Origin of the sequence: Neisseria oralis, from assembly GCF_045062685.1 — a bacterium.
Classification (GTDB): Bacteria; Pseudomonadota; Gammaproteobacteria; order Burkholderiales; family Neisseriaceae; genus Neisseria; species Neisseria oralis.
On sequence record NZ_JBJGEB010000010.1, the window covers coordinates 1 to 18246 of the forward strand.

Here is an 18246-nt window from a genome sequence, read left to right on the forward strand (position 1 = left end):
TGGAGCGGGAAACGAGTCTCGAACTCGCGACCTCAACCTTGGCAAGGTTGCGCTCTACCAACTGAGCTATTCCCGCATCGGAAGAAACATCTGAATAAAATATTTGGAGCGGGAAACGAGTCTCGAACTCGCGACCTCAACCTTGGCAAGGTTGCGCTCTACCAACTGAGCTATTCCCGCAATTCATTGCGTAAACTGAACCGGATGGAGCGGGAAACGAGTCTCGAACTCGCGACCTCAACCTTGGCAAGGTTGCGCTCTACCAACTGAGCTATTCCCGCCCGGATTCAGGTTTTCTGCCGTATCCGACAGAAAAGAGACGCTATTATTATGGATTTGCCTTCGCTTCGTCAAGTGCTTTGCATTATTTTTTTGCGAACGGTTATTTGAATTCTTTCCATGCCATTTTCAGGTAATAGAACATGGACCAGATGGTCAGTACGGACGCGATTAACATCAATATGTTACCAATCAGTATCAGATTGAAGCCGTAAAAATCTTTCATTCCGGCCAGCAGCAGCAGGATGGCGAGCATCTGGGCGGTGGTTTTGAATTTGCCTATGGTGGCGACGGCCACGCTGTTGCGCTTGCCCATTTGCGCCATCCATTCGCGTAAGGCGGAAATGGTGATCTCGCGGCCGATGATGATGATGGCAAAGATGACGTTGGTGCGCTCGATATCCACCAGCAGGAGTAGGGCGACGGCAACCATCAGTTTGTCTGCAACCGGATCAAGGAATGCGCCGAAGTCGGAAGTTTGTTTCCACAGTCTTGCCAAGAAGCCGTCAAACCAGTCGGTAACGGCGGCGGCGGCAAAAATGAATGCCGCCGTCCAGTTGACGGTTTGTGGATGTATCCATGCGTCGGGCAGGTAGAAGAGTGCGGTGAATGCGGGAATGAGCAAAACGCGCATCCATGTAAGGAATATCGGGATGTTCCAAGGCATTTGGGTTACCTTTTTATGGTCGTAGGCGGTTCGGGCGGCCGGATGTGTTCCGCCGCTGGAAAATCAGCGGCCATTATATAGCCAAACACATTGAAATCCCATATGGAAGCCTTTGTATCGTGTATTCAAATAAAAATAGGACATTTTCACCGCCGTCATTTCAGAAATATTTAAAGATTGCCGCAATTTCAAACTTCCTGACTTCCGTCTGCGCGTAAATGGCGGTGCGGGCATTTTCTATTTGAATTTGCGATAGAATCCGTCGGAGGCCGTCTGAATGTTTACAGTTTCGGACACGTTATTGCCGGTGTTGTTGCGCGTAGGCTTTTTTTGAAAACAGCCGGTATTTCGGCAGCAGGGAAGGTTGGTTCGGGTTTGCCAGAAAGTCTTTCAAGGCCGTCTGAAACTTCGGCAGGTCGGCGCAATAGCGGCTGCCGGGCAGGTTTTTGGCGGCGAAGTAATGGGCGATCAAATCGGCCTGTTGTTCCATATTCAAATCGTTGAACGAGGTAATTTGTTCCGGCGGCGGATAGGCGTAGGCTCGGCGTTTGCGGTAGCCGCCGGAGAGTGCCAGTGCAAGCCCGCCCAGCCATGTGCGGAAGCCTTGCTGGTATTGCCAGACGTGGGTCAGTTCGTGTATCAGCCATATCCGGTAGCTGCGGTCGGCCAGTGCGAAGTCGGCGGGGCAGCTCTGTTTGGGGAAGTAGATGCAGCCGTTGGGTGATACGGCGACTTTCATATTGGGCATCAGGGGCAGGCCGCGGCGGATTCTGACACGGGTGTAGTCGATGCCGTCTGAAAAAACGGTTTTTGCCATTTCGATTTCGTTGGCGGTCAGGGGGCGCAGGCGGCTGCTTGCTTTGCGTCCGCGCCAGTGGTAGACCGTGTGCCAGCGCCACAAAAGCAATACGGCGAAATATCCGGCCACAGCCAGTATGCAACCCAATACGGGAACGCCCACCAGCAACGGTTTGCCTGCGTCTGCCAGCCATGCGGCGGTTTCCGACCAGAATTGTCCGCCGCCCAATTTGGGAAAGACGGGTTTGTCTGCGGCTTCGATACCTAAAATCAGGCAGCCGATTTTGTAGCCGGTATAGTAAAGCGGCATGTAGGTGAAGGGGTTGGTGTAGAGCGTGCTGAACACGGCGACGGGCAGGTTGGTGCGTAGGAAGTAGGCGACAATCAGTGCGCTGAGCATCTGCGTGGGGCCGGGCATCAGGCCGCAGAACATGCCTACCGCCACCGATACGGCGGCTTGCCGGCGGTTGAGTGTCCAGAAGTAGGGTTTGTCGAATAACGGGGCGAAGGGTTTGGTCCAGCGCGAGGCAAAGATTTTCGCCCTGTCGGGCAGTCTGCCGCGCAATCCGTTCCGTTTGAATAGGCTCATGGTCGGGGAAACTTTATCGAAGGCCGTCTGAAAACGGGTTATTTAATCTGGTAGTCTAAAACATAATGTGCGCCGGAGTCCTGCGCCAAGATTCCGGCCAGCACGGGCAGGTTGGTTTGCAACTGTCCGGCCAGCAGGTAGGGCGGGTTGATGACGAACATGCCGCTGCCGTGCATACCGAAGCCGTCCGCGCGCGGCGTGCAAACGTGAAGTTGGGCGTGCAGGTGGTTTTCCGGCGCGAGTTTTTGCAGTTGTTCGGGCAGTTCCCGGCTTTCTTCGCGGCTGAGACAGGGATACCAAACCATATAGCAACCGGAATCAAACCGCTTCAACGCGTCTTTCAGGGTATGGACGACGCGCCGGTAATCTTGTTTTTCTTCATAGGGCGGGTCAATCAGCACCACGGCGCGGCGGGGCGGCGGCGGCAGTAGGGAAATCAGGCCTTGGTAGCCGTCGGCCTGCGTTATCTGTCCGCGCCGTCCCAGACTCGCTTCGCGCATATTGTTTTGCAGATGCCGGAAATCGGCGGGGTGCAGCTCGAACAGGCGCAGCCTGTCATCGCTGCGCGTCATGGCCTGTGCCAGCCACGGCGAACCGCAATACAGGTTGTCCTGCGGCAGGATGTTTTTCAGACGGCCTGCGAACTCGGACAATTCTTGCGGCAGCTTCTCCGCCTGTTGCAGCCTTCCGATGCCTTGTCTGTATTCGCCGACTTTCTGGGCCTCGCCGCCGGTCAAATCGTACAATCCCGCACCGCTGTGGGTGTCGACATACCAATAGGGTTTGTCTTTGCGGTTGAAATACTCAAGCGTTAAAAACAAGATGAAGTGTTTGAGTATATCGGCGTGATTGCCGGCATGGAAGGCGTGGCGGTAACTGAGCATGGGAGGCCGTCTGAAAAAGGGAAAGTTGGATTATATCGAGAAATAAATGCCGGACCAAATCCGTGGGCGCGCTGTTTCAGACGGCCTTAAATTAATAGGGAATGATGATGCCGCAGACTTTGGCGGTGTGTTTTATCGTGTTTGCCGTTTGTGCCGTTCAAATAATCGGAAAGGCCGTCTGAAACTGTTTTTCAGACGGCCTTTCATTACTTCAAACTGTTACAGCGGCCATTTCAGCGCGGGATTGCTTTCGATTACCGCTTTGAACTGGTTTTGAATCCGCACGATGGCTTCGTCGGAATCCGCCTCGAAACGCAACACCAAAATCGGCGTGGTATTGGAGGCGCGCATCAGGCCGAAACCGTCGGGGAATTCCACGCGCAGGCCGTCGATGGTGATGATTTCGGTCGCGCCTTCGAATTTGGCTTTGGCGGCGAGTTCTTCGATAACCTGATGGCCGTTGCTGCCTTCGGGCAGGTCGATGTTGAGTTCGGGCGTGGAGATGCTTTGCGGCAGGTTGTCCAACACTTCGGTCGGGTTGTCGAAGGCAGACAGGATTTCCAAGAGGCGCGCGCCGGCGTACATGCCGTCGTCGAAGCCGAACCAGCGTTCTTTGAAGAAGATGTGTCCGCTCATTTCGCCGGCAACCAGCGCGCCGGTTTTTTTCATGGTGGACTTGATGAAGCTGTGGCCGGTTTTTTCCATGATGGGTTCGCCGCCGTGTTCTTTAATCCACGGTGCGAGCAGGCGGGTGGATTTGACGTCGAAGATGACTTTCGCGCCCGGATTGCGGCTCAATACGTCTTGGGAGAACAGCATGAGCTGGCGGTCGGGGTAAATGATGTTGCCGTCTTTGGTGACGACGCCCAAACGGTCGGCATCGCCGTCAAAAGCCAAGCCGATTTCTGCATCGCTGTTTTTCAGCGCGGCAATCAAATCTTGCAGGTTTTTCGGTTTGGACGGGTCGGGATGGTGGTGCGGGAAAGTGCCGTCCACCTCGCTGAACAGTTCGGTTACTTCGTTGCCCAGCGCGCGGTAGAGCGCACCTGCAAACGCGCCGCCCACGCCGTTGCCGGTGTCGATGACGATTTTCATCGGGCGTTTGAGTTTGACGTGTCCGACGATGTAGTTGCGGTATTCTGCGGAAATATCTTTTTCGGTAACGCTGCCTTTGGTTGCCGGCTGGGTGAAGCGGTCGGCCTCGATGGCGGCCAAGAGTTCCTGAATGACCGGACCGGCCAGCGTGTCGCCGCCGAGCATCATTTTGAAGCCGTTGTAATCGGGCGGGTTGTGGCTGCCGGTAATCATCACGCCGCTGCCGCCGCATTCGTTGATGGCGGCGTAGTAGAGCATCGGGGTGGCAACCATGCCGACGTTGAGCACGTCGATACCGCTGTCGGTAAAGCCGCGCTGGATATGCTCCATCAGCTCGGGGCCGCTGACGCGGCCGTCGCGGCCGAGGGCGATTTTGCCGATGTTCTGCGCGGCGGCTTTGGCGGCGATGGCTTTGCCGATAAGGTAGGCAGCTTCGTTGGTCAGGGTTTTGCCGACTATGCCGCGGATGTCGTAGGCTTTGAAGATTTCACGGGAGATTGTTGCCATGATGGACTCCTTTGCTGGGTAAAATGGCTTCGATGGTGCCGGACTTGGGAACGGAAAGGCAGAAGAGACGGCACTAGGCTGAAAAATAACGTGCTTTTATTCTAACACAGCAAAAGGCCGTCTGAACGTTGCGTTTTCAGACGGCCTTTGCCGGTTACATCAAATAACACTCAGTTTGCGGTAAAAGTATCGCACCGGCCGATGTCGCCGCTTTCCAAACCGCGCTTGAGCCATGCCATGCGGTCGGCGGACGAGCCGTGGGTGAAGCTGTCGGGCACGACGTAACCCTGCGCGTTTTGCTGGAGGCGGTCGTCGCCGACGGATTCGGCCGCGGTCATCGCCTGTTGGATGTCTTCGGTTTTCAGCATTTTTTTGTTGGCGGCGTAATGCCCCCAGACGCCTGCGAAGCAGTCGGCTTGCAATTCGAGTTTGACCGAAAGGGCGTTGGCCTGCGTTTGACCTGCGTTTTGGCGGATTTTATTGACTTCGGGCAGAATGCCGAGCAGGTTTTGGACATGGTGGCCGACTTCGTGCGCAATTACATAGGCAAAAGCCGCTTCGCCCGATGCCCCCAGCTTTTTGCGCATATCGTCGTAAAACGACAGATCCAAGTAAACGCTGCGGTCGCCCGGGCAGTAAAACGGCCCCATTGCCGCCTGTCCCGCGCCGCAGGAAGTGTGCGTGCCGCCTGTGTAAAAGACCATTCTGGCCGGCGTGTAGGTTTTGCCGAGTTTTTCCGAGAAGTAGCTGCGCCATGTGGCTTCGGTATCCGCCAGCACGACTTTGGACATTTTGGCGAGTTCTTTTTCTTCCTCTTGGGTGAGGCTGCTTTGTCGGACGGTTCCGGTGCCGAGGCCGGCCGTGCCGACCAAGCCCGACAAATCAACGCCGTAGTATGCGCCGACCAGGAGAACGATGATACCGATGATGCCGGGCGTTTTCCCGCCGCCTCCGTTTCCGCTGCCCCTGCGGTCTTCAACATTGGTACTTTCAGGGCGTCCGCGCCAATCCATAGCGTGTTCCTTATAGTGGTTTCGATGATGTGGGTATGTGCCGTGCCATTATACGGCAGCGGCGGCCGTTTTGATAAACGAGGCCGTCTGAAAGGTTTATTTGCCGTCGTTGTCGGAGTTTCCGCCGTTGTCCGCACCGGCTTTCGGGTTGTTGATTTCGTCCAGTTCGCTTTGGGACACGGTGCGCGGCAGGGCGGCGGTTTCTTGATAGATTGCGGCTTTATTCGGCTTGGCGGACAAGTCTTCGAGCAGTTTTTTGTATTCGGGGGACTGCTTCATCAGGATGGCGGCGGCGGTGCGCAGTTTGGCGATGTCATCCGGTGGCAGGTAGAAGCTGGTCGGAATGTTCAGCACGTCGTTGCGCAACTCGGATTTCGGCAGGTCGTCCAAACTCAGGCTGACAAACGACAGGGCGATTTTTTTGCTGTCGTCTGCGTTGCGGTTGTCTTCGTTCCACTTGTCGGCAAAGGCGCGCAGGCGGCGCAGGGATTCTTGGGAATATCTGTCGATGGGAATGTCGACAATCGAGCTGAGGACGTTTCTGAAACCGGGGACGGCAGCTTTGGTGTCGATGTCGCTGTTGATGCGGTTGCGGGCGTTGACGCTGATGATGACGACGCGGCGGATATTGTGGTCCGTCATCCGGCGCATCAGCATACTGCTGGAATAGACGTCGGCCATATCCAGCAGGCTGCGCATACCGAGGTTGTCGGTCAGGCCGCCGTCGAGCAGGTGGATGTAGGGGCGGGTTTTGCTGTCGTACCGGCGGTAGCGGGTAACGTATTCCTGCCGAGTTTTATTTTGTTGGGCATTCCGGCCGGACACGGCGGCTTGGGCGGTATCTTTGGGCGGACTGTAGTTGCAGTTGCCGCCGTTGTTGTTGAGCGTAACCGGCGCGAATACCATCGGTACGGCGCTGGAAGCGGCGACGGCGCGGGCAATGCGCAAATCGCCCAGATTGGTACACATCAGGTCGAAATATTCCTGCGTGAAATTGATGCGTTCCCCCAAGCCCATGTCGGTGGCGGAAATGATGGCAAACGGCCCTTTGCGGCGTTTTTCCAAGTCGGCGAAAGTGGCTTTGCCGAAAAGATGGGTTTCAAACTGCTCTTGCAGCAGGTCGCCGCGGCCGAATTCCGGCGAAGTCAGGCGGGGCAGGTTGGCAAACGAGAAAACCTGTTTGGTCATGAGCTTTTGGAAATTCAACCGCAGGAAGCGGCGGTCGAACGAGGGAATGGTGTCCTGCCCGTGCAGCGCGAAATAGGCGGCCAGCACCGAGCCGCCCGATACGCCGATGACCACGTCTACATTCTGCATCAGGGTTTTTTCCCTGCCGCCGATGTTTACCTTTTGCCGGTTGAGCTGTTCCAAGACGCCGTAGCCCAAGGCGGCCGCCCGTGTGCCGCCGCCGGAAAACATCAATACGATATAAGTGTCGTCGCCGTCGGCATTATTTTGACTTTGGCGGTCGGTTTCAAAGCGGTAGCCGCTGTTCAAATCGATTTTGTTGATGGTGGCTATGGGTTGGTAACGCACCAGCGAACAGGCAGAAAGCAGCGCGGCGGTTGCGGCGAGTAATGCCGGTTTGGCATAAGGACGGAGGATTTTTTTAATCATTTCAAAAGGTTTGTCATTTACGCTTATAGATGTGGAATTATCGGGCAAAACCGCGTTTCGGGCAAATAAAAAGCCTTGTCATGACAAGGCTTCGCGGTTTGGATTTTACGGCTAATTTTCCGTCTTATCGCCGATTTTGCCTTCTTTACCTTGAAGCAGGTTTTCGATATTGCTTTTATGGCGGTAGAGCACCAGCGCGGCGATGACGGCGGTGGCGGCAACCCATGAGCCGTGCGGCATGAAAAAATACGCGATAAGCGGGCTGACCACGGTTGCCGTGAGCGCCGCCAGCGACGACACTTTGAAACCGAAAGCCATCACCAGCCAGACTGCCGCGCAGATTAGCGCGGTCGGCCACGACAACGCCAAAAGCACACCCAGCGCGGTGGCCACGCCTTTGCCGCCTTTAAAGCCGAAGAACACCGGCCACATATGTCCCGCCAAAACCGCTACGGCCGCAATCGCGATGATGCCGTCTGAAAGGCCGAGATTGTTTTGCAGCAACCTTGCCGCCGCGACGGCAAATACGCCTTTGAGCGCGTCGCCGAGCAGGGTGAGCGCGGCCGCTTTCTTTTTGCCGCTTCGCAGCACGTTGGTGGCGCCGGGGTTGCCCGAACCGTAGGTGCGCGGGTCGGCCATGCCGTAACATTTCGACACGATGACGGCGAACGACAAAGAGCCGATCAGGTAAGAAGCGATGACTGCCGACAGATTGAACATTTCTTATGCTTTGCTTACAATGAAGCGGGTATTCTAACGTGAAAACGGTGCAAAGCAAATGGATAAAGTCTTTTTACGCGGCATGAAGGCCGAGACTTTAATCGGCGTATACGGCTGGGAGCGCGAACACGTGCAGACGCTGCTGCTCGACTTGGACATCGGCGTGTCCGAAAAGGCCGCGTTGTCGGACGACATCGGCGAAACCGTACATTACGGCGACGTGTGCGAGGCCGTGCGCGCCAGCCTGCGCGAGCAGGATTTCCTTCTGCTGGAAGTGCTGGCCGAACACGTTGCCGACCTGATATTGCGCGATTTCGGCGCGCTGTGGGTGCGGGTGCGGATTGTGAAGCCCGGCATACTGCCGGACGTGAAGGAAGTGGGCGTGGAAATCGAACGCGGCGCGTCGCGTTGAATTTTCAGACGGCCTCACGACGATAATTTAGACAGGAACCAAAAACAAGATGGATTTGAAAGAAACCAAAGTCGGCAGCGAACCGATTTATGAAGGCAGCTTCGTCAGCATCAGCCGCGATACCGTCAGACTGGCCAACGGCAACGAAAGCAAACGCATCGTCATCCGCCATCCCGGAGCGGCCAGCGTATTGGCGGAAACGGAAAACGGCGAAATCGTGCTGGTGCGCCAATGGCGTTACGCGGTGGGCGAGGCCGTATTGGAACTGCCTGCGGGCAAGCTGGACGTGGCCGGCGAAGATCCCGCCGAATGCGCGCTGCGCGAACTGGCCGAGGAAACGCCGTACACCGCCGACAGCGTAAAACTGCTGCATACCTTCTATACCGCAGTCGGTTTCTGCGACGAAAAAATGTACCTCTACCAAGCCCAAGGCGTGCGTTTGGGCAGCACCTTGAGCAATGACGCAGACGAAATCACCGAAACCGTGCTGATGAACCGCGAAGCGGTCAAAGCCGCGCTGGAAAACGACGAAATCCATGACGCGAAAACGCTGGTCGGGCTGCAATACTGGCTGATGCACACTAAATAATACAGGTCGGATTGATATGAAAAGGCCGTCTGAAACTGAGTTTTCAGACGGCCTTTTCAGTCGGATTTCGGAGCATGTCGTGATGGGGTGCCGATACGGCGGCGGACATCCGCAGCCGCCTATACCCCTTCCGGCTGCGGGACTTTGTGCTGCACGGCATATACGGCGGCTTGTACGCGGCTGCTGAGGTTGAGCTTGCGCAAGATGTTCTGCACATGCACTTTGATGGTGGATTCGGCCAGTTCGAGATGGCGGGCGATGACTTTGTTGCTGTGTCCGGCGGCGAGGTAGCCGAGGATTTCCATTTCGCGCGGGGTGAGGGTGGACAACAGATGGTCGGCGCGCGGTGAGGCGGGGGAAATCAGGGATTGGACGAGGCGGGTGGTCATTTCGGGCGAGAACACGTTGTCGCCGTCGACGGCTTTGCGGATGCTGTCGAGCAGGAAGTCGGCATTGATGTTTTTCAGCAGGAAGCCGCGCGCGCCGATGCGCATACATTCGGTCAAATCGTCGTTGTCTTCGGATACGGTCAGCATCACGACGGTTTGCTGCGGATTGCTGCTGAGTATCTGCGCCAGCGTTTCGCGGCCGTTCATAACGGGCATGTCGAGGTCGAGCAGGACGATGTCGGGACGCATCTGCTCGACCAGTTTGATGCCGGTAAAGCCGTCGGCGGCTTCGCCGATGACGTCGAAGTCGCTTTGGCGCGACAGCAGGGCTTTGATGCCGCTGCGGAATAATGTGTGGTCGTCGATTAAGATGATTTTGATGCTCATGAAGCTGTCCTTCTGTGTTGGGGCAGCACTAATGTAACCGTAGTGCCTTGATGCGGTTGTGATTCTACACTCAATACGGCGTTGATGCGCCGTGCGCGTTCTTGCATGATGCCCAAGCCGACATGCGCTTCGGACATGTTTTTCAGACGGCCTGTGTCGAAACCGACGCCGTCGTCGCGTATCCGCAGGGTGAAGTCGTGGCGGTTGTCCAGCTCTACGACGACATGGTGCGCCTGCGCGTGTTTGCGGATGTTCGACAGGCTTTCCTGTAAGATGAAGATGACTTGGAGCTGCTCGTCGTTGTTGAGCGACGGGCCGTCGTCGCGCCATGCGGTGTCGACCTCTATCTGCGTTTGCTGTTCGAAGCGGGCGAGCAGGGAGGTAACGGCTTCGGGAAAGTCTTTGTTGCTGATTTTGGTGCGGAAGTTGAGCAGCAGTTCGCGCACGTCGTCGTAACATTCCTGCACGCCGTCGGTCAGGAAGCGGATGTTTTCCTCCATCTGCTCTTTTTCGCCGGCTTTGTAGGCGCTGTCGAGCATCTGCACTTGCAGGTTGAGGAAGGTCAGGGTTTGTGCGATGCTGTCGTGCAGGCCCTGCGCAATCAGGTTGCGCTCCTGCAATACGGCAAGCTGGCTGCGCTCTTGGGCGAAACGGCTGTTGGCGATGGATACGCCGAGCTGGCCGCACAGGGTGCGCAGCAGGCTGTCGTCGTTTTCGCCCAATTCGATGCCGTCTGAAAAATACAGGGTCAGGATGCCCAGTTCCTCGCTTTTATACAGGATGGGGAACACCGATACGCGGGCGAAGCCGGGATGTCCGGTTACAAACGGCAGGTTGCCGTAATCGCGGGCGTCGTAAAAGCACGCAGATTGGCCGGAGGGATTTTCAGACGGCCTGCCGCCTTCTCCGCCTTTGTCTTTATGCCCGCAGAGGCAGGCTTCCAGTTCGCTGCACTGCTCGGCGGTCTGCACGTCTGCGGGCAGGCCGGTACTGGCGACCAAATCGGTGCGTTTGCGCTCGAAATCCAGCAGGCGGATGCTGCCCGCGGAGGCGGAAACGGCGGGGACGACGCGGCTGAGAAATTCTTCCGCCGCTTTGGTCGGCGTGTGGGTCTGGTGCAGGTCGCGCGTGGTCTGGTAGAGCATTTCCAAGTCCCGGTTCTGGCGGGCGAGGTCCTGCGTCTGACGGGCGACCAGCCCTTCGAGGTCGGTGTAGAGCGTTTTCAGGTGCGCGCTCATTTGGTTGAAACCTTTGCTGACTTGGGCAAATTCCTGAATATAGCCGGTCGGGATGGCAACGCCGAACCCGCCGCGCCCGATGGTCTGCACGCCGTCGAGCAGGGCTTCCAGCGGGCGGATAATCCATGAGTAGTGAAACTTAATCATCACGCCCGCCGCAATCAGAATCATCAGAATCAGCGCCATCTGAAACCGCCGCAGCCAGCGGGTGTTTTCCTCGTTGGCGTTTTCCAGCGCCTGTACGAAGAGGTCGATGTTGCCGGCGAAGCGGTAGAGGTCGATATTGGTGGGCAGGGTGTGTTTTTGCAGTTTGGGGAGGATGTTGGACTGCCAGTCGATAACGAGCATGGACTGTATCAGGTCGTATGCCTGCGGCCTTTGGGCGGGCAGCAGCGGATTGATGGCGTCGGTGCGGCTGACCTTTTGCAGCGACTGCTCGAATTCCTTGATTTGGTTGTTTATCTGCCGTTCGGTGGCATGGTTGCCGACCATATAGGCCAGCCGGTAGGTCTGCATACGCAGGCTGCCCGCATCGTTGATGGCCGTACTCGCGCCTTCCAGCCGCCACGACAACAGCAGGGTGAACACCACCGACAGCAAAGCCGAACCGACCCAAAGCAGGGTCAGCAGTTTCAGCCGTGCGGACAGGCTGAGGCCGTCTGAAAAGAAGGATAGTGGTTTCATGTCGTTGTCGGTAAAACGGATGCGTAAGCGTATCATCCTTTAGGAGGGTTTACAATCCGCCTTAAAGAATAGGCACTTAGTTAACGAAAACATGCAGAGTTAGTGTAAAATTCCGTTATGGTCGGGCCGGATAAAATTTAAAACGGGCTTTGCCGCCGTCGGTACGCAGATGTTCCAACTCCGTTGGAAACAACGTTTTTCAGACGGCCTTTCTTTATGGTTTGAGAAAAATATCTATCAAGAGCAAACACAATGATTACCATCTTATATTTCGGTGTGTTGAAACAGCAGCTGGGGGTTGCGCAGGAGCAGGTGGCATGGGGGGGCGGCACGGGTCGGGAACTGCTGCATCTTTTGCAGCGGCGCGGCGGCGCGTGGGCCGAAGCCTTGGAAGAAGACAGGATTTTCCGGCTGGCGGTCGATAAGCAAATCGTCGGTTGGGACGTGCGGATTCCCGACGGGGCGGAAGTCGGCCTGCTGCCGCCGGTAACGGGGGGCTGACATGCAAACGCTTATCAGGATACAGACGGCTGATTTCGATTTGCAGGAGGAATACCGCGGGCTGCTCGCCCGAAGCGGCAATACCGGCGCGGTGGCGGCGTTTGTCGGGCTGGTGCGCGACCGCGACACCGATGTGCCGCTGTCTTCGCTGTTTCTGGAACATTATCCCGAAGTAACGGAAAACGAAATCGCCGGAATCGTCCGGACGGCTTCGCAACGCTGGCCGCTTGAGGCCTGCACTGTCGTCCACCGCGTCGGCGAACTGGGGCCCGACGAGCAGATTGTGCTGGTGCTGGCGGCGGCGGCGCACCGCAAAGCCGCATTTGCCGCGGCGGAATTTATTATGGACTATCTGAAAACCGAAGCCCCTTTTTGGAAAAAAGAAACCTTTGCAGACGGCCTCGAAAGATGGGTCGAGGCCAAACAAAGCGATAAAGAAGCAGTGGAGAAATGGAGCGGCACGCAATGAGGATTTACGCACTGATTATGGCCGGTGGAATGGCCAAACGCATGGGCGGGGCGGACAAAGGGCTGGTGCTGTGGCACGGCAAACCGCTCATCGACCACGTCATCGACCGCATCAAGCCGCAGGTCGGCCACATCGCCGTCAGCGCCAACCGCAACCTTGAAGAATATACCAAACGCACGCCGCATGTGTTTTCCGATTCGCGCCAGTGGCAGGGGCTGGGCCCGCTGGTGGCGCTGTGTACCGCCGCCAACGATTTGCAGCTGGCCACCGCCGACTGGCTGCTGATTGTGCCTTGCGACACGCCGAAACTGCCTGCGGATTTGGTGGAGCAGTTTGTCGCCGTTGCCAAGCGCACGCCGCTGTGCAACGCCTTTTACGCCGAAACCTCCGGTCACCAGCAATACAGCGTGATGTTTATCCGCCCGCAGATTCTGCAAAGCGCCGTGCCCTACCTTTATACGGGGCAGCGCACCCTGCGCGGCTGGTTGCAGCAGCAGCGCGCCCGTTCGGTGGCATTCGGCTCGGAAGAAAATTTCGCCAACTACAACACCCCGCAGGATTTGGAGCAACCGCTATGATTGATTTTGAAACCGCGCTGGCGCAACTGCTCGACGGTTGCGAATGCCGTCTGAAAAGCCGCCGCCTGCCGCTGGCGGCTGCCGCCAACCGTATTCTCGCGCAGCCGCTGTATGCGCAGTATCCCGCGCCGATGTTCGACAACAGTGCGATGGACGGTTACGCCGTGTGCAGCACCGACGGCAGCCTGCGCGAGTTTGCCGTCGTCGGCCGCGTTCAGGCCGGTGATGCCGCCGCCGTGCCGTTAAGGGAAGGCGAAGCCGTGCGCATCTTTACCGGTGCGCCGCTGCCCGGCAACACCACCGCCGTCGTGATGCAGGAGCAGGCCGAAGCGGAGGGAGGCCGTCTGAAAGTCAAGGCGGAAATCAAGGCGGGGCAGAACATGCGGCTTAAAGCCGAAGAAATCCAAGTCGGGCAGGAGCTGCTTGCCGCAGGCTGCAAACTCGATGCCGCCGCATTGGGGCTGGCGGCATCGCAGGGGTTTGCCGAAGTGGAGGTATACGAGCCGCTCAAAGTGCTGGTGTTTTCCACCGGCAACGAGTTGGCCGAACCCGGCCGGCCGCTTTCAGATGGCCTGATTTACGACGCCAACCGCTACCAGCTTTTGGCGTGGTTGCAGTCGCTGGGAATGGAGGTGGCAGACGGCGGCATCATTCCCGACGATTTGGCGCAGACCGAAGCATTGCTCAAAGATGCAGCGCAGCGGTTCGACGCCGTCATCACCAGCGGCGGCGCGTCGGTGGGCGAGGCCGATTATCTGAAGCAGGCCGTTGAAAACGTCGGGGTGCTGACTACCCGCTCCATCGCAATCAAACCCGGCAAACCGTTTGGCTGGGGGCGGGTCGGCACTGCGGCGGTATTCGTGTTGCCGGGCAATCCCGTTGCCGCCTTCGTTACCGCGCATATGCTGCTGGCGCCGGCGTTGGGCAAACTGTCCGGCAGGTCGGGCACGGCGCCATACCTGCCGCAAATCACCGCCAAAGCCGCGTTCGGCACCCGAAAAGCCATCAAACGCCGCGAGTTCCTGCGCGTGGTTTTAAGCCGCGACGGGCAGGGGGAGACCGTTGCCGAACTGCTGCCCAACCAAGGCAGCGCGATGCTGGCGACCTGCGCGAAGGCGGAAGCATTGTGCGAAGTGCCCGCTATGGAAGTCGTCAACGAAGGCGATACCGTCAGGCTGCATCTGCTGCCGCGCTAAGCTGTAAAACAAACCGAAAGGCCGTCTGAAACAAGAATAATCTTCTGTTTCAGACGGCCTTTGATTTTGCCGTTTTTCGACAGCCAAATCGATTAACCCGAATCGGTAAAATAATATGATAAAACTATATTCAAAGCAAATAAACACAGGCATAATGATAAATCCAGCAACCGTTTCGTTTTCAGACGGCCTCATTTCGAAATGAAAAAACTCCTCCTCATCTTCTTTATCGGCGCGGGCACCGCATCCGCCGCGTACGCCGGACAGCCCGTTTACGCCAAAGGCAGGCTGGCCAACGGCCTGACCTACCATATTTTCAAAATCCCGTCGGCGGAAGGGCGGCTGGCCGCGCGGCTGAACGTGGGCGTGGGTGCAGCCGATGAAAACGACGGGGAAGAAGGCATCGCGCACATTACCGAGCACATGGTATTCCAATCCTCGCCGCAGTATCCGCAGGGATTGTCGGATTACCTCGGCCGCAACGGCTGGCAGATGGGCCGGCATTTCAATGCCCAGACCGGCTACGATTACACACGCTATCTGTTTTCGCCGCCGCAAGGGAGCAGGCAGCTCGAAGAGGTGTTGAAAATCTACCGCCAAATCCTGCAACCGCAGCAGTTTTCCGCCGCCGATTGGGAGAAGGAAAGGCAGGTCGTCCTCAGCGAATGGCGCCAGCAGCAAAACCTGCAAAACCGCCTGAGCCGCAGGCAGCACGCTTTAATGTACGAAGGAGCGCGGCAGGGACGCTATCCGCCGATAGGCAGGCTGGAGGCGGTGCAGAGCGCCCGAGCGGATACCGCCGACGCGTTCCACAACAAATGGTACGGCAGCAACAACGCCGTTTTGGTGCTGATGGGCAATCTGAATATCGACGGCACGGCCGCGCTGATAGAACGGACGTTCGGCGACATGCGGCCGATTGCGCTGGGCGTGCGGAGTGCGGACGAATACCAACCGCGGTTGAAAAACGGCTGGCATGTCGGCATGGTGCAGGACGCAGACAATGCCGAAGACAGACTTTCGCTGGTGTTCCGTTTCAAAAAACAAAAAGCCGAAGCCTATGCCGAACAGTCTTATCAGCGGCTGCTGGACAATTTCGCCGCCTATGTCGTCAACAGCCGCATCATCCGCTCTGGACTCGATGTCGGCCTGAAAATGGATACGCTCGGCTGCTGCACCGGTTCGCTGATGCTCGATGCCGACATCGCCCCCGGCCAGCATCGCGAAATGCTGGAAGTATTGCGCAACCTCAGGCAGGACATCCTTGACCATCCCGCCACCGACGAAGAACTGGGCGGCTACCGCAAAGCGTTGCACAACAATCTGCTGCCGCAAAACGCCGGCATTCCCGACGACCTGACGAAGGTCATCCGCCTTTCCGAAGAGACCATCCTGCGGGGGCTGCCGCTGCCCGACGCCGAAATCCGTGCCGCCGACCGCAGCCAGCTTTACCGGATTAACGCCAAGGCCGTCAACCGGCGCATAACCGAATGGCTCGACGCGCCCGACAAAATGATACAGGTACAGGTTTCCCAAGGCAGCACGGTCAACCTGCCGTCTCCCGCCGATTTGAACAAAACGCCTGAGAGGCCGTCTGAAACACAGTCCGGCAGCAGGGCCGCGCCCGAATTTGCCGAACCGGAGCGTGGAAAAATCCTGACGGAGCGAACCGGCAGGCAGTTGGACATCCGCTATCTCAAACTGGGCAACGGCGATACCGCGGTGTTGATGCGTTTGCCCGAAGCAGGCCGCCGCGTCCATTTCCGCGCCGTATCGGACAGCGGCTCGCTGGCAGAGCCGTCCGAAGCATGGCTGGCGAAACTGGCGGCGGAAACCGTGTCCCAGTCCGCCCCGCAGGGCATGAGCGCGGGAGGGTTCAGGCAGTGGCGGCAGCAAGAGCGCATCAGCTATACCTACCGTTTGGAAGACTACCGCCAGATTACCGACGCACAGGCCAATGCCGATAGCCTGAAAACCCTGCTGCAACTGTACCGCAGCTACCAGACCGCTCCCGATTTGTCCCAATGGCAGCAATACGCCAAGCGGGACGAAGCACGGTTTAAAGTGCGGCAGCATTCCAAATCGGGCAGGCCGCAGCAGGTTTTGGAGGAAATGAAATACGGCCGCAGCCTGATCCCGTCTGAAAACAATGCCTATGCCGGCCTGACCCAAGCACGTATAAAACAGGAATGGCAGAAACTGACCGCCGCGCCCGTGCAGTACTACATTGTCGGCAACCTGCCGCCGGAAGAAGCCGCGCCACTGGTAGCAAAATATCTGGCCGGAATCCCGCGCTCCGCCGCAGCCGCAAGCGACTATCCGCTGCGGGCGGGAAGCGAAAGCAGACACGAAGCCGCAGGAGAAACCGAAGGAGCGGAAATCCACGCGCAATCGTGGCGGCAGGCCGATACGCTGACACCTGAAAAAACCGAACAAATCAGGCTGCTGAACAACCTCTTCAATGCCCGCCTGAAAGACGAATTGCGCGGCAGGCAGCAAAGCGCATACGCCGTCAAATTCAAAGCCGAGACCTATCCCGGGCTGCGGCGGATAGAAAGCAGTCTGACTTTCAACACCGCCGCAGACCAAGCACAGGCAGGCTGGCAGGCCGCTAAAAAAGTGTTGCGCGAGCTGCCCGACGGCATAGGTTATGCCGAAGCGCGTAATCTGAGGAAACTCTTCATCGAACAGGAAAACGCCCGCCGCCGTTCCGCCGAGGCATGGATAGAACGCCTTTCCGCCGACCGTCAGGCAGAGGGCGTCCTCCCCTATCCGAACGATGCCGGTCGGATTGCCGATTCCATTACCCGCAACAACCTGAGGGAAACGGCGAAAATGATGTGGTCCGAAGACAATGAAAAAGTATTGACGGTCGTGCCGAAACATTGACCGATTGAATCAAAAGGCCGTCTGAAACATTTTCAGATGGCCTTTTCTTATAAAAAAACAAACTGTTTAAGAATTACAAAACAGCCAATGCCGCATCGTAATCCGGCTCGTTGGTGATTTCGGCGACCAATTCCGAATGCAGCACTTTGTCGTTTTCGTCCAAAACCAAAACCGCGCGCGCAGTCAGGCCGCGCAGGGGGCTGTCGGTCAGGGCGACGCCGTAGTCGGCGGCGAAGCTGCTGCGGAAAGACGATAAAGTAACGACCTTGTCCAAACCTTCCGCACCGCAGAAACGGGCCTGGGCAAACGGCAGGTCGGCAGAAATGCACAACACGACCGCATTATCCAATGAGGACGCGCGTTTGTTGAAAGTGCGGACGGATTGGGCGCATACGCCGGTATCCACACTTGGAAAGATATTCAAGACTTTGCGTTTGCCTGCGAAGTCCGCAAGGGTTTTGTCGGACAAATCCGCAGCGGCAAGGGTAAACGCAGGCGCGGTTTGTCCGGCTGCGGGCAGATTGCCGGAAGTGTGGACGGGGTTATTTTGGAAGGTTACTTGGGCCATGAGGAAATCCTTTCTTTGTGTTGGCGGGTGTAGAAACAGGGTCGAGGATAGAGCGTTTTGACAGCTTTGCCAAGCAGGCCGTCTGAAAGTGCTTCGGGCGGCAAATGCAGGTTGGGTTGGAAACCCGACAGGCTTTTCAAGTTTAAGAACGATGTTGGGTCTTGAGCCAATCTGAGT

General features: G+C 57.4%; 18 protein-coding genes and 3 tRNA genes. 7 read left to right on the forward strand and 14 right to left on the reverse strand.

Translation table 11 applies throughout. The features are described from left to right. The 10 genes from ACI43T_RS09485 to plsY form a co-directional block, all read right to left on the reverse strand. A tRNA-Gly gene (locus ACI43T_RS09485) sits at positions 1-76 on the reverse strand. Between the two features lie 28 nt (positions 77-104). Continuing rightward, positions 105-180, reverse strand: a tRNA-Gly gene (locus tag ACI43T_RS09490). Positions 181-205: 25 nt separating this feature from the next. Next, positions 206-281, reverse strand: a tRNA-Gly gene (locus ACI43T_RS09495). A 101-nt stretch (positions 282-382) separates the two neighbouring features. Further along, positions 383-946 carry a CDP-diacylglycerol--glycerol-3-phosphate 3-phosphatidyltransferase gene (pgsA, locus tag ACI43T_RS09500; RefSeq protein ID WP_009173755.1) on the reverse strand — a complete coding sequence of 188 codons (564 nt, stop codon included), beginning with the start codon at positions 944-946 and terminating at the stop codon, positions 383-385. Between the two features lie 298 nt (positions 947-1244). Then, complete coding sequence (locus tag ACI43T_RS09505) at positions 1245-2333, reverse strand: DUF2062 domain-containing protein (protein WP_377081711.1); 1089 nt, start codon at positions 2331-2333, stop codon at positions 1245-1247. A gap of 38 nt (positions 2334-2371) precedes the next feature. Then, complete coding sequence (locus tag ACI43T_RS09510; protein WP_405386719.1) at positions 2372-3217, reverse strand: 23S rRNA (adenine(2030)-N(6))-methyltransferase RlmJ; 846 nt, start codon at positions 3215-3217, stop codon at positions 2372-2374. Between the two features lie 219 nt (positions 3218-3436). After that, the gene (locus ACI43T_RS09515) at positions 3437-4819 is read right to left on the reverse strand and encodes a phosphomannomutase/phosphoglucomutase (RefSeq protein ID WP_405386721.1); all 1383 of its coding nucleotides are present in this window, start codon (positions 4817-4819) and stop codon (positions 3437-3439) included. A 170-nt stretch (positions 4820-4989) separates the two neighbouring features. Beyond that, positions 4990-5832, reverse strand: a complete 843-nt coding sequence (gene ypfJ, locus ACI43T_RS09520; RefSeq protein ID WP_405386723.1) for a KPN_02809 family neutral zinc metallopeptidase — start codon at positions 5830-5832, stop codon at positions 4990-4992. Between the two features lie 96 nt (positions 5833-5928). Then, the gene (locus ACI43T_RS09525; protein WP_405386725.1) at positions 5929-7449 is read right to left on the reverse strand and encodes a patatin-like phospholipase family protein; all 1521 of its coding nucleotides are present in this window, start codon (positions 7447-7449) and stop codon (positions 5929-5931) included. Between the two features lie 111 nt (positions 7450-7560). Then, positions 7561-8169, reverse strand: a complete 609-nt coding sequence (plsY, locus tag ACI43T_RS09530; protein WP_405386727.1) for a glycerol-3-phosphate 1-O-acyltransferase PlsY — start codon at positions 8167-8169, stop codon at positions 7561-7563. Positions 8170-8227: 58 nt separating this feature from the next. Here plsY and folB point away from each other — a divergent pair, with 58 nt between their 5' ends. Further along, positions 8228-8581, forward strand: coding sequence for a dihydroneopterin aldolase (gene folB, locus ACI43T_RS09535; protein WP_405386729.1), 354 nt, complete (start codon positions 8228-8230; stop codon positions 8579-8581). 49 nt (positions 8582-8630) lie between these two features. After that, the gene (locus tag ACI43T_RS09540) at positions 8631-9170 is read left to right on the forward strand and encodes an NUDIX hydrolase (RefSeq protein ID WP_405386731.1); all 540 of its coding nucleotides are present in this window, start codon (positions 8631-8633) and stop codon (positions 9168-9170) included. A 119-nt stretch (positions 9171-9289) separates the two neighbouring features. On the opposite strand, the gene ACI43T_RS09545 is transcribed toward ACI43T_RS09540, so the two are convergent. Together ACI43T_RS09545 and ACI43T_RS09550 are read right to left on the reverse strand one after the other, a co-directional pair. Beyond that, complete coding sequence (locus tag ACI43T_RS09545; protein WP_314107540.1) at positions 9290-9946, reverse strand: response regulator transcription factor; 657 nt, start codon at positions 9944-9946, stop codon at positions 9290-9292. Continuing rightward, positions 9943-11868, reverse strand: a complete 1926-nt coding sequence (locus tag ACI43T_RS09550) for a histidine kinase (protein WP_405386734.1) — start codon at positions 11866-11868, stop codon at positions 9943-9945. The genes ACI43T_RS09545 and ACI43T_RS09550 overlap by 4 nt, the downstream gene beginning before the upstream one ends. Positions 11869-12120: 252 nt before the next feature. On the opposite strand from ACI43T_RS09550, the gene ACI43T_RS09555 reads away from it, so the two are divergent. From ACI43T_RS09555 to ACI43T_RS09575, 5 genes are all read left to right on the forward strand, one after another. Continuing rightward, a complete protein-coding gene (locus tag ACI43T_RS09555) occupies positions 12121-12369 on the forward strand; it encodes a MoaD/ThiS family protein (protein ID WP_405386736.1) in 249 nt (82 codons plus the stop codon). A 1-nt stretch (position 12370) separates the two neighbouring features. After that, positions 12371-12838 carry a molybdenum cofactor biosynthesis protein MoaE gene (locus ACI43T_RS09560; protein WP_405386738.1) on the forward strand — a complete coding sequence of 156 codons (468 nt, stop codon included), beginning with the start codon at positions 12371-12373 and terminating at the stop codon, positions 12836-12838. Further along, a complete protein-coding gene (mobA, locus tag ACI43T_RS09565; RefSeq protein WP_405386803.1) occupies positions 12835-13416 on the forward strand; it encodes a molybdenum cofactor guanylyltransferase MobA in 582 nt (193 codons plus the stop codon). The genes ACI43T_RS09560 and mobA overlap by 4 nt, the downstream gene beginning before the upstream one ends. Next, entirely contained in the window at positions 13413-14612 is a 1200-nt protein-coding gene (locus ACI43T_RS09570; RefSeq protein ID WP_377079620.1) for a molybdopterin molybdotransferase MoeA, read from the forward strand. The genes mobA and ACI43T_RS09570 overlap by 4 nt, the downstream gene beginning before the upstream one ends. A 201-nt stretch (positions 14613-14813) precedes the next feature. Continuing rightward, on the forward strand, positions 14814-17501 hold the full coding sequence (locus tag ACI43T_RS09575) for a M16 family metallopeptidase (protein WP_377079621.1): 2688 nt from the start codon (positions 14814-14816) through the stop codon (positions 17499-17501). Positions 17502-17574: 73 nt separating this feature from the next. Here the strand turns inward: ACI43T_RS09575 and tpx are convergent, their stop codons facing one another. Both tpx and ACI43T_RS09585 read right to left on the reverse strand, forming a co-directional pair. Continuing rightward, positions 17575-18069, reverse strand: coding sequence for a thiol peroxidase (tpx, locus tag ACI43T_RS09580; protein WP_009173739.1), 495 nt, complete (start codon positions 18067-18069; stop codon positions 17575-17577). Next, positions 18057-18239 carry a hypothetical protein gene (locus ACI43T_RS09585; RefSeq protein WP_377079623.1) on the reverse strand — a complete coding sequence of 61 codons (183 nt, stop codon included), beginning with the start codon at positions 18237-18239 and terminating at the stop codon, positions 18057-18059. The genes tpx and ACI43T_RS09585 overlap by 13 nt, the downstream gene beginning before the upstream one ends. Positions 18240-18246: the final 7 nt, after the last annotated feature.